The 15,847-nt window shown below is 52.5% G+C and carries 10 protein-coding genes and 1 pseudogene; 6 read left to right on the top strand and 5 right to left on the bottom strand.

The genetic code is table 11. The annotated features are described in order from the left end of the window. The first annotated feature begins 9 nt into the window (after positions 1-9). Positions 10-3,558: a bifunctional proline dehydrogenase/L-glutamate gamma-semialdehyde dehydrogenase PutA gene (gene putA, locus NTH01S_RS01320; protein ID WP_068168223.1), complete on the top strand. Its 3,549-nt coding sequence runs from the start codon at positions 10-12 to the stop codon at positions 3,556-3,558. Between the two features lie 54 nt (positions 3,559-3,612). On the opposite strand, the gene NTH01S_RS01315 is transcribed toward putA, so the two are convergent. Beyond that, the gene (locus tag NTH01S_RS01315) at positions 3,613-5,628 is read right to left on the bottom strand and encodes a phosphocholine-specific phospholipase C (protein ID WP_068168220.1); all 2,016 of its coding nucleotides are present in this window, start codon (positions 5,626-5,628) and stop codon (positions 3,613-3,615) included. Positions 5,629-5,916: 288 nt separating this feature from the next. On the opposite strand from NTH01S_RS01315, the gene NTH01S_RS01310 reads away from it, so the two are divergent. Continuing rightward, complete coding sequence (locus NTH01S_RS01310; RefSeq protein ID WP_068168217.1) at positions 5,917-7,269, top strand: inorganic phosphate transporter; 1,353 nt, start codon at positions 5,917-5,919, stop codon at positions 7,267-7,269. A gap of 51 nt (positions 7,270-7,320) precedes the next feature. Here the strand turns inward: NTH01S_RS01310 and NTH01S_RS01305 are convergent, their stop codons facing one another. Continuing rightward, the gene (locus NTH01S_RS01305) at positions 7,321-8,337 is read right to left on the bottom strand and encodes a glycosyltransferase 61 family protein (RefSeq protein WP_068168213.1); all 1,017 of its coding nucleotides are present in this window, start codon (positions 8,335-8,337) and stop codon (positions 7,321-7,323) included. A 216-nt stretch (positions 8,338-8,553) separates the two neighbouring features. Here NTH01S_RS01305 and NTH01S_RS01300 point away from each other — a divergent pair, with 216 nt between their 5' ends. From NTH01S_RS01300 to NTH01S_RS01290, 3 genes are all read left to right on the top strand, one after another. Beyond that, positions 8,554-9,486: a ribose-phosphate pyrophosphokinase gene (locus NTH01S_RS01300; RefSeq protein WP_068168211.1), complete on the top strand. Its 933-nt coding sequence runs from the start codon at positions 8,554-8,556 to the stop codon at positions 9,484-9,486. A 40-nt stretch (positions 9,487-9,526) separates the two neighbouring features. Continuing rightward, positions 9,527-10,138 (top strand): histidine phosphatase family protein, encoded by a 612-nt coding sequence (locus NTH01S_RS01295; RefSeq protein WP_068168208.1) that lies wholly within the window; start codon positions 9,527-9,529, stop codon positions 10,136-10,138. A 103-nt stretch (positions 10,139-10,241) separates the two neighbouring features. Next, the gene (locus NTH01S_RS01290; RefSeq protein WP_068168205.1) at positions 10,242-12,191 is read left to right on the top strand and encodes a M61 family metallopeptidase; all 1,950 of its coding nucleotides are present in this window, start codon (positions 10,242-10,244) and stop codon (positions 12,189-12,191) included. 62 nt (positions 12,192-12,253) lie between these two features. On the opposite strand, the gene NTH01S_RS01285 is transcribed toward NTH01S_RS01290, so the two are convergent. Next, positions 12,254-13,273 carry a polyprenyl synthetase family protein gene (locus tag NTH01S_RS01285; protein WP_068168630.1) on the bottom strand — a complete coding sequence of 340 codons (1,020 nt, stop codon included), beginning with the start codon at positions 13,271-13,273 and terminating at the stop codon, positions 12,254-12,256. Positions 13,274-13,544: 271 nt separating this feature from the next. On the opposite strand from NTH01S_RS01285, the gene NTH01S_RS01280 reads away from it, so the two are divergent. Next, entirely contained in the window at positions 13,545-14,321 is a 777-nt protein-coding gene (locus NTH01S_RS01280) for a tRNA1(Val) (adenine(37)-N6)-methyltransferase (RefSeq protein ID WP_084366841.1), read from the top strand. Positions 14,322-14,341: 20 nt separating this feature from the next. Here the strand turns inward: NTH01S_RS01280 and NTH01S_RS01275 are convergent, their stop codons facing one another. Both NTH01S_RS01275 and NTH01S_RS01270 read right to left on the bottom strand, forming a co-directional pair. After that, positions 14,342-15,361, bottom strand: a complete 1,020-nt coding sequence (locus NTH01S_RS01275; protein ID WP_068168200.1) for a ribonucleotide-diphosphate reductase subunit beta — start codon at positions 15,359-15,361, stop codon at positions 14,342-14,344. A gap of 202 nt (positions 15,362-15,563) precedes the next feature. Beyond that, positions 15,564-15,847, bottom strand: a pseudogene (locus tag NTH01S_RS01270) (ribonucleoside-diphosphate reductase subunit alpha); the annotation flags it as partial.

The raw sequence follows: 15,847 nt of genomic DNA, 5'->3' as shown, positions 1-15,847 counted from the left end.
TATCAAAAGATGGCTCTCATTGCGCATTGTGTCCCAGAACGCTCTCCCCTGCGTCAGGCAATCACTGATCATACACGCGCAGATGAGCACTCACTGATGAAACAACTGAGCCATAGCGCTGCTCCAACACCAGAAGAAAGCAGCACCGTCAGCCGCATTGCACGTCAATTAGTGCAAGGCTTACGCGCCAATAAAAGCGGCGGCATCGTCCAAGATCTCGTCCAAAAATACGACCTCTCCACCGAAGAGGGCGTTGCCCTCATGTGCCTTGCTGAAGCGCTACTCCGCATCCCCGATAATGCCACCCGTGATGCCCTCATCCGAGACAAAATCGGTAACGGCAATTGGATGAGCCAGATCGACCGTAAATCCCCTCTTTTCGTGAATGCCGCCACATGGGGTCTCGTCGTCTCCGGTAAAACACTCTCTGCAAAAACATTATCACGCCTCCCCAGCACACTGGCTAACCTCACAGCACGCTGTAGCGCCCCCACAATACGTCAGGGCGTGAACCAAGCCATTCGCCTCATGGGCCGCCAATTTGTAACCGGGCAAACAATTGAGGAAGCGCTCAAACACAGCCAAGGCCCGGTATCACGTGGCTATCGCTACTCCTACGATATGCTTGGAGAAGCCGCGATGAATATGGCCGATGCGGACCGCTATTACAGGGATTATGAAACTGCCATTCACGCCATAGGCAAATCCGCCCGTGACCTCGGCATCTATGCTGGCCCCGGAATCTCCGTCAAATTATCAGCCCTCCACCCCCGCTACGCACGCTTACAGCGCGAACGCGCCCTCACCGAACTCGCACCACGCCTACGGACATTGGCCAAGCTGGCCAGCCAGTACAATATCGGTTTCAATATCGATGCCGAAGAATCAGAACGCCTCGAACTATCGCTCGACCTGCTAGAAATTCTCTGCGCAGACCCAGCCCTCCGCTCATGGAATGGCCTAGGATTCGTCGTCCAAGCCTACCAAAAACGCGCACCGTCGGTTTTAACCTTCCTTATTGATCTCGCACGCCAGCACCAACGCCGCCTCATGATCCGCCTCGTCAAAGGTGCCTATTGGGATAGTGAAATCAAACGCGCACAAGTAGACGGGCAAACAGATTTCCCCGTCTTCACAGAGAAAAACCACACAGATATCGCATACCTCGCCTGCGCACGGACCTTGCTCAGCGCACCCGATGCCGTTTACCCACAATTTGCCACCCATAACGCCCAAAGCCTCGCCGCCATTTACGCCATGGCAGGCCCTGAATACACACCTGATTCTTACGAATTTCAATGCCTACACGGCATGGGCGAAACACTGTATAACCAAGTCATCGGCCCCAAAAACCTCAACCGCCCCGTCCGCATTTATGCCCCTGTCGGCACACATGAAACGCTCCTCGCCTACCTCGTCCGTCGCCTACTGGAAAACGGAGCCAACTCCTCATTCGTCAACCGCATCCAAGACCCCTCCCTCTCTTTAGCTGACCTCACAGCAGACCCCGTCTCCCTCCTCGGCCATACGCACACAACCGGCATTCTCCCGCCCCATGACCTCTTTCTGCCGGAACGCCCTAACTCTCGCGGCATGGATTTGAACGATGAAAATACCCTCCGTTCTCTCAAGGGTATTTTAGACACCCCTCTTCCCACTACAGGAGGAGATCTCACCGTCATCAACCCTGCCAATCATGCGGACACTCTCGGCGCCGTCACAACAGCAACACCCAATATGGTCAACGCCGCAGTCAATGCTGCGTGCGACGCCCTTCAAAGCTGGAGTTCCACCCCGGCAGATACACGCGCCACCATCCTTGAACGCGCTGCCGATACTCTCGAAGAGAAAATGCCCCAACTTATGGGGATCGTCATGCGAGAAGCAGGCAAAACACTCGCAAACGCCATCGCTGAAATCCGCGAAGCTGTTGACTTTCTACGGTATTACGGCGCGCAAGCTCGCCGAGAACTCCATGACACCCACCCTCTTGGTGCCATTGTCTGCATCAGCCCATGGAACTTCCCTCTCGCCATTTTCATCGGACAAGTCGCCGCAGCCCTAGCCGCAGGAAACACCGTCCTCGCCAAACCCGCCGAAGAGACACCTCTCATTGCACTCATGGCCATCGCCATTTTGCATGATGCTGGCATTCCCCAAAATGCACTGCATGTCCTACCCGGCGGCGGAGAAACAGGTGCCGCCCTCGTCGCCAATACGCGTATCTCTGGCGTTGTCTTTACAGGCTCAACCGAAGTCGCCCACATCATTCAAAAACAATTAGCCAATCGCCTGACAGCCTCCGGCACACCGCTACCACTCATCGCAGAAACCGGCGGCCAAAATGCCATGGTCGTTGATAGCTCCGCCTTAACAGAACAAGTCGTACGTGACGTCCTTGCCTCTGCCTTTGACAGCGCCGGTCAACGCTGTAGCGCCCTGCGTGTTCTCTGCTTGCAAGAAGACAGCGCAGACCACGTCCTCACCATGCTCAAAGGAGCTATGGATGAATTAAAAATCGGCAACCCTGCAGAAATTGATACCGATATCGGCCCTGTCATCTCTACCGATGCGCAGAAGATCATCGTGAACCATGTAAACGCTATGCGCGCACAAGGCTTCCCAATCTACCAACCTCAATTACCCACTGAATGCGCGAATGGCACTTTTGTAGCTCCTACCCTCATCGAAATTCATGATCTCTCCGCATTGAAGCGCGAAGTATTCGGCCCCGTGCTTCACGTATTGCGCTACCACTCTCATGAACGCGCCGCACTCATGCAGCACATCCGTAATACTGGTTACGCCCTCACATTCGGCTTACACTCACGCATCGACAGTACAACTGCCGAGCTGACAGCCAGCTCCAATGCAGGCAATATCTACGTAAACCGCAATGTTGTCGGTGCCATCGTCGGTTCACAGCCTTTCGGTGGGCACGGCCTCTCCGGCACAGGGCCAAAAGCTGGCGGCCCCCTTTACCTGCGCCGCCTTCTCTCCCGCACAGCAGCACTTGATGCCCGCTTCCATCACGCTATCCCCTCTACCATTGCAGAAGCGCGGCCATGGTTAGATGCCTTAGCCCCAGCCTCAGCTCAGACCTCTCCAGCACACACACCCTTAGGCACAAACATCACCCTCCCCGGCCCCGTCGGAGAAAGCAATACTTATAGCCTCACCCCTCGCGGGGCAGTGCTCTGCGCTGGCCCCACAGAACAAGACCTACGCGCGCAAATCGAAGCCTCATTAGCTACAGGCAATACATGCATCCTGCCCGCAGCGTTGTGGCGCCGCCTCCCGCCACCACCTCAAAGCCTGTCACAGCATATCGTCTCTATGCATTCCGGTACGGGCATAGACGTCACATTATTTAACGGAACCGCAGAGCAACGACGGCACCTTGCCAGCCAACTCCCAGACCTCGGCTCAGCCATTATTGGCCTACATGTCCCCCATGAAGACGGCACCTACCCGCTAGAATGGTTAGTGCTTGAACGTAGCATCAGCACTGACACAACGGCTGCGGGGGGCAACGCAGCCCTCATGGCGCAGGTGTAATTTTCTAGGCTTTAATACGTAGAGAGAGGCAGAACACACCTGCCCCTCTCCTCTTTAACGGCGAGCAATGAGTGGGTCACTCCAACTTGCCTTGCCATTTTCAACATGGCCATAAAAACGCACAACGCCCCCTCGGCCGTCATCAATAGCCAAAGCATACCACCCCGAACTCTTCACCACAGAGACACGCTGCGTCGTCACCCGCCCTCGCTCCACCGCAAGACGCTTAGACGGCATCACACCATAAGCATCTTCCAGCACGACGGACGTCACATCAGATGCCGACGTCTGCACATGCAACACCACAGCATCATACTCTTCTTGCAGCGCCACCTGCAATAATGCCCCATGAGCACCAGCACGCTCACGCACAAAACCATTCGGCCCCGCCAGATGAAAAGGCTGCCCCAACGCCAACTCAATATCCACATCATGCCCAGCACCGACCGTATAAGCCCGCGATGGCCCTTGCCCCGATAAGCGGAATACAGCCCCTGCTTGACCATGGTTCTTCACACGAACCACCTCTCGCCCATCCCACAACACCACATCAGCCGCCAAACGATAGGGCAACGCACAAGCGACGCGCTGCCCCGCTTCCTGCTGCGGCATCATCGGTGTCTCAGGAACATCTGGATGCGGCAACGTGCAAGAGTGCCGGGTTTGCGGTATGTAATCATCTGTATTGGGTAAGTTTTCTGCCCAGGCACTATCATGTGCTTTGAAGTCAAGTGCTGAGGTCAAATCACCGCACACAGCACGCCGCCACGGCGTAATGTTCCGTGCAGGCACACCAAAACGCTTTTCCAAAAAACGCAGAACAGAAGTATGATCAAAGAGTTCAGAATTCACCCGGCCACCCTTACTCCATGGTGAAATCACCATTGCAGGCACACGCGGCCCCAACCCGACGGAAACGCCCCGATAACTTTCCCCTGCAACAGAAACGGTCGAGCCTCCCTCACTTTCTGTAAGCGCGGGAACAGGTGCGGGAATATGGTCATAAAACCCATCATTCTCATCATAATTCAAAATAAAGACCGTCTTGGACCACACCTCCGGATGGCGGCTAAACACATCCATCAAACGCGAGATCAAATGCTCACCAAAACCCGGAGGCGCATCCGGGTGCTCTGACAGAGCTGCTGACGGCACAATCCACGAGACTTGCGGCAAAGTCCCCCTTGCCACATCCTGCTCAAACGCCTCCAACAAAAAGCGCCCCTCAGACGTCTCTGCATTTTGCGCATTCGACCCATCAACAATGCGACGGCCACGCTCATATTGCCAACTACCAGGTTTCACTCCACGGAAAGCAGCAAAACTCGCGAGCGAATTATCACCAAAATTATCGTATTCTTGATAAACCTGCCACGATACACCCGCCTTCTGTAGGTCCTCCGCGTAACTCGGCCACTGAAACGGGGAGAAATGTGGATTTTCTAAACGAATATCCGCCGTCTCATTCCCATCATCAACATTCGTAATCGCTTGTGGACCGTCAAAACCATACGTCAAACCATTTGTACCGGAGAATAAGAATAAACGGTTCGGGTTTGTCGGGCCAAAAACAGAGCAATGATAAGAATCACAAATCGTAAAGGCTTCAGCAAGAGCATAATAATAAGGAATATCATCACGCGCAAAGTGCCCCATGGTCATTTCAGTTTTATGAGGAACCCAGCAATCCCACTCATTCCATATTTCTTGAGATTTTTTCCAGCTATGATCTAAACTGGCAACACACGCACTCGACGTATGTACCGTATTCATACGAAACGGCATAATCGTTCTGCCATCTGCCGCTTTTTGCGCGAAGACACTATCTCCATCTGGGAGGCGTGCTGCATGCGGGTCCCCATAACCCCGCACACCGCGCAAACAACCAAAATAGTGGTCAAAAGAGCGGTTTTCCTGCATTAGGATCACAACATGCTCAACATCTTGAATTGTGCCCGTTTTACGGTGCGGCGCTACAGCTAAAGCCGCTTGCAAATTCGCCGGGAGCGCTCCCACAGCCGCCATAGAAGCCCCCATCCGCAAGAAACCACGGCGATTAGCAGACGTCATAAACCTTCCCACTCACACAATACAAAGTTTATTTCTTAATAATTTAACCGCACAAAAGAGAATTACTTTTGCCAATCAAAAATATACCAAAAAAACAAACTCAATTCGATACAATTGATCTCTAGATAAAACCAATACACCCAAAGGTCACATGACTTTTTAAAGACATGTATGGCCTTTTAAACATTAAATTTACGTGAATTGTTTCTCACAACAATAGTCCCAACCCAGAAAACTCTCTAGGAAATTAAGCTAAGACTCCCCTATCAACACGAGAGATGATTCCCCATGCTTCATTTCGTCCCGGACTCCCTCTGGTCCCTCATTGCACTCGTCTTGTGTTTTGTACTCGTTTGCGTTTTTGAATTCGCAAACGGCTTCCATGACACGGCCAATGCGGTAGCAAGCGTCATCTACACCAACTCCTTAAAACCACGCACTGCCGTTATCTGGTCCGGTTTGATGAACTTGCTGGGGGTGCTTCTCGGTGGAATCGCCGTTGCTTACACGCTGGTGGAACTCTTACCGGCAGACGTCATGTCTCCTCCTAATGGGGCACCCGCCATTCCAATGCTCGTCGCGCTTTTTGGCACAGCACTAATCTGGAACATCACCACATGGTGGCTTGGTATTCCTAACTCATCCTCACACTGCGTCATCGGTGCGCTCATCGGCATTGCCGTGGGAGATGCTTTTGTTCACGCACGCGCTTTAGGGCCTAGCGTTGAATGGGGACAAATTTTTAAAGTTCTTAAAACCCTCGCTATTTCACCAGCCATTGGCTTCATCGGGGCCTTCATTCTCTATTTGATCGTCCGCGCGTTAGTCCGCAAACCTGAATTTTATGTTCCCCCAACACCCGAAGCAAAACCAAACCCCGTCGTAAAAGCTCTACTCGTTGCCACGTGCACACTCGTTAGTTTTTCCCATGGCAGCAATGATGGTCAAAAAAGCATTGGCCTAATTATGCTCACAATCATTGGCATCATGCCTGCTGCCTTCGCACTCAACCCAAGCGCCCCTATTCATTATGAACAATTACACCAAGAAGCACAGGCCGCCCGCCCGCTCATTGCCACATACGGTAACCACTCCTTCCGCCAAGAACAAATAGCCGCCCTAGACCGTCTCACCACAGTAGAAAATGGTAGCGAATCCTCAGCTCTTATCCGAGGTGATATCTACGAAGCCCTCTCCGGCCTACGCTCTGTTGCAGCCAACCCCGCAGCAGCACCAACCGAAAGTAAGAACGCAAAAGCCCTCGCAGCACAGCTTCGCCCAACAGTCGAATATGCTCCCATTTGGGGCCGCGTTCTCAGCGCTCTATGCTTGGGCCTTGGCACGATGATCGGCTATCGCCGTATTGTTCAAACCCTTGGTGAAGGCATTGGCAAAAAACACCTCACCCCCGCTCAAGGTGCTGTATCCGAGGTGTTTGGTGCCGGTCTTATTATGTCTGCTGGTTATACTGGGCTAGCCGTCTCCACCACGCATATCATTACATCCGGTGTCGCTGGGACAATGGTCGCGTCAGGCTCAGGCATTAACCCCAAAATGCTCTTAAAAATTGCCCTCGCATGGGTTGTAACCCTGCCCGTCACTGTCACACTCGCTGCGTGCCTGTTTTATATTTTCGTCTAATATCATCCCGTACCCGGCCTTTATAACACCGTAGACCGGGTACACCCGTCCCTACCGAGCTAGCGCAAAATCTACAATACAATGCGCTAGCTGTTCAGGGTTCTTCACCATAAGCGTCATATTAAACCCACCTCCTGCTCCCACTGTCTCAAACCCTTCTTCCCAAAAAATATAATCACTTTTATTATGATTAGCACTGTCAAAGAGCATTTGCGTCGTCCACATATCAATACCATGCGCGATATTAATGATGTTCCTCTGAGGAAATAGAGACGATATATTAAGAAAAGAGTTATCAAATCCCACAACCACTGGGTTTGATGCCCAAAATTCGATCTGTTCTCTAAAAGAAAGAGTTTCCGGGAAAATAATACCGACCCCTCTTTCTCTCAGGACCTTCGTAATATCACGCTCATTCCCAACGCGCACATTACCCGAGGGCAAATTTTCTTTTGAAATATACACCACTCGACCCGGCGCCATTTCTGCACCCTGCGGAACCCACCGTTTCCCAATCATATGCATCATATCCGTATGCACAGAATGAATCAGTGACAATTCCTCAAAAGACGCTGCCGGCACTGTAATGCGCGAAAAGCGTACCGGCTCAGTAACACGGAAAAAATTATCCGCCTCTAAGTTCAGCGCTGCACAAATACCCTGAAAATATGGCGCACTCTGCAAAGCATCCCAATCCGTTGTCGTATATACAAGCCTTAAACGACGGCGCTCCATGGCGGGCAAAGCCCAAAAACGCGCTAAACTCCGCCGATAGAAGAAAGAATGACGTGCCTCAATAGGGCCAATATACACATAGTCGAACCCTCCTGGAGCGACACATGCCTCAACAGCGCCATCTAACCACAAGGCAGATGTTTCAGCGTGTAAACGCCCAATACCATTATACGTCATAGCCTCAGGCACACAGCGCCCCGATGGCTCAAACAACCCCCATTCCGCCCGCACACCCGGCGGCACACATAACGCATCATACGCCTCACGCAGGGATGGTGAAGTCTCTACACACAAGACCCGCCCGACCTGACCGGTACATTTTTTCAGAGCCATCCACTTTTCCCATTATCCAAAAGACATGCAGCCATTGCAAAACAGCACTTCCGCCACAGGATAACAACGCCCGAACTACGGAACCAAACACAGACCTACAGCGTAATTCTCTCATTGCTGCACCATTTCATCGCACAGAGAAGATGACAGAGAGAACACGCGCTGTTAAAAGGCCCTCCTTCTTCCCTGTCGGCACCCCCCAGACGAGATTGCTGAATGAAAATCGTTGCCTGCAACAGTAACCTGCCGCTTGCCCGCGCGGTTGCAAACGAATTACGCCTTCCTTTGTGCAAGACCGTCGTCAAGCGCTTTGCCGATGGTGAGGTCTTTGTCGAGATCCAAGAAAACGTACGCGGTGAAGACGTGTTCGTTATTCAAAGCACCTGCATGCCCACCAATGACCACCTAATGGAATTGCTGGTCATGCTGGATGCCCTACGCCGTGGCTCGGCCCGCCGCGTCACGGCCGTCATGCCGTACTTTGGCTATGCACGTCAGGATCGTAAATCCGGCCCACGTACCCCCATCAGCGCAAAATTGGTCGCTAACCTCCTCACCGAAGCCGGCGCAAACCGTATTTTGACGATGGATCTGCACGCTATGCAGATTCAAGGTTTCTTCGACATCCCTACGGATAACCTATACGCAGCCCCACTCTTCGTCCGCGATCTCCTCGCACGCCTCCCCAACCGCGAATTGATGATCGTCTCACCTGATGTCGGCGGCGTGGTACGCGCACGGCAGTTAGCGCAACGTCTCAACGTTGATCTCGCAATCATTGATAAACGCCGTGAACGCGCTGGTGTCTCCGAAGTCATGAACGTTATCGGTGATGTCTCTGGCCGCTACTGCGTTCTCGTGGATGACATCGTCGATAGTGGCGGCTCCTTGTGTAACGCCGCCGAAGCCCTCATGAAGCGCGGTGCCGCCGGCGTAGAAGCCTACGTCACACACGGGGTTTTGACTGGCAATGCCTGTGAAAAGGTCAAAAATAGTCCTCTCAACATGCTAACCCTAACGGATAGCATCCCCGCGACCGAAACCCTGAGAGAGACACCGAACATCCGTCAAATCACGACAGCCAATCTCCTCGCCCGCGCTATGAGTGCCGTCGCGGATGAAAGCTCCGTATCGTCGCTGTTCGACTGATTTCCGTCACGCCTCTCCGCCTCTGGAAGTTTATACTCTTATGACCTCCATTACGCCTCGCCCCTACTGGTATCTCCGTCACGGACAAACCGACTGGAACCTCCAAGGACTGGCGCAGGGGCATACGGACATCCCTTTGAATGCAACTGGCCTCGCACAAGCAGAAAGCGCTGGTGCCTTCTTGGCCACCTTATTTGATGACGGGAAACGCCCGTTTGACCATATCGTGGCCTCCCCCCTTTCCCGCGCTTTCACAACGGCAGAATACGCCCAAAAAGCAATTTTTAAGCGACACGGCATCACACTCCCCCTCTCGGCCGATCCCGGTTTCAAAGAAGTCTGTTTCGGTATTCTCGAAGGCAAGGAACTAGGAGACTGGTACGAACCGTGGATCTATAAAGGCTATAAGCCTGAAGGCGCCGAAAGCTTTGCTGATCTTACGAAACGTTCCGTCGCAGCGACCAACCGCGCATTAGAAACCGGCACACCACTGATTGTTGCACATGGAGCCCTTTATCGTGGCCTGCGCGCTGGTATGGGCCTCGACATTAATGTCCGCATTCCCAACGCCACACCCATGCATATAACGCCAACAGACAATACATGGGATGTCACCGTTTTCTCTGTGCATAAAGCCACAACCCCAACTTAAACACCGGAATATTTTTTCAATCCGCTACTGAATCATAATTGGCGCAATCCACATCATACAGCTATAAATCATAACTGTACGATTTTAATGCAGGAATGCCCTAATGATTTCACGCCGCTTTCTCACGGCTCTCACATTGGCAAGTGCCCTCACGGCACCCACCATTGCAACTGCTCAATCCAGCCAGCCTCAACCGCAGCCTCTCCCCCTTCCCAATACTATCCCTAACCCGGTTGACCACCCATTCCCCGGTACTTTGACCGTTGATGTTGACGCCACTGACACGACACATCGTGCGCTCAACATTCACGAAACCATTCCCGTCCCACAAGATGCAGCACGCGCAGGCGATATGGTGCTGTTCTTCCCGATGTGGATCCCTGGTGATCACTCCCCAACAGGCGTTCTTAGCCAGTTTGGTGACCTACGCGTTCATAGCAATGGAAAAGATATTGGCTGGAAGCGTGACACGGTAAACGTCGCCGCGTTCCACATTCCAGTTGACCACACCACCACCAAACTGGACCTAAACTTCCAGCTCCTCACCCCCGTCACAGATAGCCAAGGCCGCGTGACCGTAACGCCCTCTATCGTGAACGTACAGTGGAACCAGGTCTCCCTCTATCCTGCGGGTTATTTCTCACGCAACATTACCGTGAACCCCAGCGTTCGCGTTCCCCATGGCTGGAAAATTGGTACGGCCCTGCGCGCTTCCACCTATGGTGACGTCACACATTTCAACCCCACCACATACAACACACTGGTCGACTCCCCGTTGTATGTCGGGCGCTACTTCCGCAAGTTTGACATCACCGGCCCAGACCATGTGCCTGTTAGCCTAGATGTCGTCGCTGACGATGCAGAATCCCTTGAAGCAACACCTGCACAGGTGGACGCGCATCGGAACCTCGTCAAACAAGCGACCGTATTATTCAACTCACACCATTACGATCATTATGATTTCCTACTCGCCCTGACCGACGAACTTGGCGGCATCGGTCTTGAACACCATCAGTCCAGCGAGAATAGCGCTGAAACGGGCTATTTCACCGAATGGGATCAAACCTTCCCCGGCCGTGACCTTCTGGCACATGAATTCACACATTCATGGAACGGCAAATATCGTCGTCCCGCAGACCTTTGGGCACCAAACTTCAACTACCCACAGCGTGATTCTCTTCTATGGGTCTATGAAGGCCAAACCCAATATTGGGGCAATGTCCTTGCCGCTCGCTCTGGCCTCGTGACCAAAGAGCAAGGCTTTGAAGCCCTAGCCTATATGGCCGCCACATATGACAACCAGACTGGCCGCCTATGGCGCCCCTTGGAAGACACAACCAATGACCCCATAATCGCACAGCGCGCTCCCTTGTCATGGCGTGACTGGCAGCGTTCTGAAGATTACTATGTTGAAGGACAACTCGTCTGGCTGGATGCTGATTCCTTAATCCGTAAGCTGTCCAATGATCACAAATCACTCGATGATTTTGCGAAAGCTTTCTTCAGCACCAATAATGGCAGCTTCATCGTTAGCCCTTATAACTTTGATGATGTCGTGAAGACACTCAACGCTGTGCAGCCTTATGACTGGGCTAAGTTCCTGCATGATCGCCTTGATAAAATTCAGCCCCATGCTCCGCTCGATGGCCTGACGAATGGCGGCTATAAGCTCGTTTACACCGACAAGCCCACATCCTTCATCAAAACTATCGAAGGCGCACGCCATAGCGCAGATTTAACCTTCTCTTTGGGTATGCTTGTACGTGCTAATGGCACAGCATTGCGCGTCCATTGGAACAGCCCAGCCTTCAAAGCAGGCATCAACTCTGGCCAAGTCATTTTAGCCGTCAACGATCTGAGCTTCACTCCAAAGCGCCTCAAACAGGCCATTACGGATGCTCAGCATAGCAAGCAAGATATTCGTCTCGTCGTAAAATCAGATGACCACATTACTACGGTTGCTATCCCATATCATGATGGCCTCCGTTACCCACATCTTGAGCGCCTTAACGGCACTCCAGATCGCCTGAGCGCCATTTACACTCCGCGCTAAAACACAAAAGCCCGGCTCATTGAGCCGGGCTTTTTCATGAAACACAGCAATACTGCTGACGCTTACCGCGCTCGATCCACCGTAAACTGTACCGTCTCCGCCATCAAACGGCGAATTTCACTCTCAGGAAAAACCTGAAGCGCTTCAACAGCAGCATCCGCATATTGGCGCGCACGCTCAATCGTTGTGTGAATAGCACCCGTCTTGGCAATCAGATCCAAAGCATGGAACAGATCATCTTCCGTCTGCTCAGCACGACCAATCACACGCTCCCAGAACAAACGCTCTTCGGTATTACCCGCATTATAAGCGGCCAACACAGGCAGCGTGATCTTTCCTTCGCGGAAATCATCACCGACCGTCTTACCCAGAACCTGCTGATCTGCCGCATAATCCAGCGCATCATCAACCAGTTGGAACGCCATCCCCAGATTGGTTCCGAACGCATCCAAAGCCAATTCATCCCGCTCTGAACGCTCGGCAATCACAGCCCCAACGCGACACGCCGCAGCAAAAAGCGCCGCCGTTTTCCCGTGGATAACCTCAAGATAACGCTCCATCGGCGTAGAGAGGTCATTCTGCACCACCATTTGCAGAACTTCGCCCTCAGCAATCGTCGCCGACGCACCCGAAAGAATTTCCATCACCCGCAAACTACCATCAGCCGTCATCAGCTGGAATGAGCGCGCAAACAAGAAATCCCCAACGAGAACAGACGCCTTATTACCAAAGACCGCATTGGCAGACGCTAAGCCGCGCCGCAACACACTCTCATCCACCACATCATCATGCAACAACGTCGCCGTATGGATAAATTCCACACATGCTGCCAACCCAACATGACGCTGACGGTCTGGACCTGGCTCATAACCACATAAATGGGCTGATGCTAGCGTTAATAAAGGCCGTAAACGCTTGCCACCCGCGGCCACCAAATGTGCCCCTAATTGCGGAATAAGTGGCACCGGACTTTGCATCCGCTCAACAATAGCGCGGTTACAAGCCTGCATGTCGTCCTTTAAATAAGACAACAAAGCGGAAAGTGCATTTTCACCACCAGAGGTCTTTCCCCCCGAAGGCATATCAGTGCTCGACTGCCCGACATGTCCCGCACCGCTTGAAGCAGAAGCGCTAGGAATGTTCGCTGCATCCGTGGAAGCAGTGTCCAAAGGTTATAACTCCAGATACCATACAACAATCAGGTAACGGAACGATCATACGAACCACACCGCACCCCTATAACGTCCTTCCGGTCTAGACATAGAAAACAACCCATGCAACGCCAGAACGAAAGAGAACGCCTAATCCGAACCGAAATTCTACGCTACTTTGCGTAAACAAACCATAAGCGTGATGATGCACAGTTCACAGCCTTCACATTTACGTGCGGGAACCCTCCTCAATGGCCGCCTGCGCTATGAACAATTTGCTCAAGGTTACCGCACTGGCATAGAGCCCATTCTCTTGGCCGCCGCACTCCCTGCTCGTCCGGGGCAAACCATCCTAGACATTGGGTGCGGTGCTGGCCCCAGCTTGCTCTGCCTGACCGCGCGCAGCCCCACCTTACGGTGCATCGGTATCGAAGCAGACCCGGCAACGGCTCTATTAGCGCGCCGTAATTTACGTTTAAATGGCATCAAACGAGATCAAAGCCACGTCCTTCTCGGCCGCGTCCCCTCACTTCCTATACGGCTGAGACACATGGCTCCCAATGCTAATGGCCGCTTTCACCACGTAATCTCAAACCCGCCATGGTACGCACCAAATGGCAAAGTATCACCAGACGCACGCCGCAACCTAGCCTTACGCACAGAGCACATCACACCCGAAGAATGGCTCACTTGCCTTACAAAATGGGTTTTACCCGGTGGCACACTCACCACCATTCTGCACAGCAGCCTAACAGACCGCGCCTGCATGACACTCCGCCAGAACGGGTGCGGCTCCATAAAGTTATTTCCTCTATGGCCCCGCCCTCAGCACGAAGCCAAGCTTATTATTTTACAAGCAATTTTTGCTGGAAAAGCAGCCTTTAGAATGCTGCCCGGTCTGGTACTACACACCGCCCAAAACAGCTTCACGCCCGAAGCCGACAGCATTCTAAGAGATGGCGCCCCCCTCACCTTATGATGAGAGGGAACACACCTTGTTTACTCGAACACATTACCTTCAAACGCATCTTCCCAGCTACCGGCCGTTGATGCGCGCGAGTATTCCGTAGAGCGGTTTTCGAAGAAGTTTGCATGCTCAACAGCGTTCAGCATGTGATCAATCCACGGCAATGGGTTTTCTTCCACACCGTAGAATGTCTCCAAGCCAAGCTGCGTCAAACGGCGATCTGCAATGAAACGAATATATTTCTTCACATCATCCGCAGAGAGCCCCTCCACAGCGCCCATCTCAAAGGCCAGATCAATAAAGGCATCTTCATGCTCAACCGTTGTACGGCAAATCTGCACGAGCTCTTCACGGAAATCTTCCGTCCAGATCTCACGATTTTCACGCACAAAGGTCCGGAAGAGACGAATCATGGACAGGCAGTGCAGCGTTTCATCACGCACAGACCAGGTCACAATTTGCCCCATACCCTTCAATTTATTGAAGCGCGGGAAGTTCAATAAAATTGCAAAGGATGCGAAAAGCTGAAGCCCCTCCATAAAGGCCCCAAACGCCGCCATCGTCTTGGCAATTTCACGCTTGGAGTTAATGTTGAAGGACTGCATGAAATCATACTTATCCTTCATCTCCTTATACTTCAGGAATGCTGAGTATTCAGTCTCAGGCATACCAATCGTATCGAGAAGATGAGAATATGCTGCAATATGCACCGTCTCAATGTTTGAGAAGGACGACAACATCATAAGCACTTCAGTCGGCTTAAAGACCTGACTGTAATACTTCATGTAAGCAGAGTTCACTTCCACATCCGCTTGCGTGAAGAAGCGGAAAATCTGTGTTACCAGATGCTGCTCAGATTCTGTCAGCGTGCGGTGCCAATCCTTCACGTCATCGGCAAGCGGCACTTCTTCCGGCAGCCAGTGCACGCGCTGCTGGGTCAACCACGCATCATAAGCCCAAGGATAACGAAACGGCTTATACACAGGATTTGCCGTCATCAAATCAAACCGCTCTTCTGGAGCTGCCTTGCTGTTCTCAGTCGGGTTTGTCATCACCGTCTCTCCTCATCAACACAACACGTCCATCACAAGGCCCCTCAAACCACCAAGCCCCATGCGCGCAAACTGTGCATCCATACATTCTATTCATACCATTCGCCTGAACACTACGCTCAAGGCACCCGGCATATACGTAGGCAAGAGAAAACCCGCTCTTACGCTCGAAGCGAGTTCCTCTTGTCATGCCCTCACTTTTTTACTGGCAAGACAGGCATTCATCATAATCACCCGTACTCGCTGGCCCCTTGGGCGCAGCTTCTGGGGTCAAGGCGTCATCCTCATCTTCCATAATATCCGTTTTCAGCGCCAGCGTTGACACGGCGTCAGCACGCTGAATGGACAAAGAGCGGCAATAATACAATGATTTCAAACCCTTCTTCCATGCTTGGAAGTGGATCTGATGCAAATCACGCTTATGAACATCCGCCGGCAAGAAGATATTCACTGACTGCGCCTGACAGATAAACTGCGCACGGTCTG

Origin of the sequence: Neokomagataea thailandica NBRC 106555 (genome assembly GCF_001598495.1) — a bacterium.
Lineage (GTDB): Bacteria > Pseudomonadota > Alphaproteobacteria > Acetobacterales > Acetobacteraceae > Gluconobacter > Gluconobacter thailandicus_A.
This window is presented reverse-complemented; position numbering and strand designations above follow the sequence as displayed.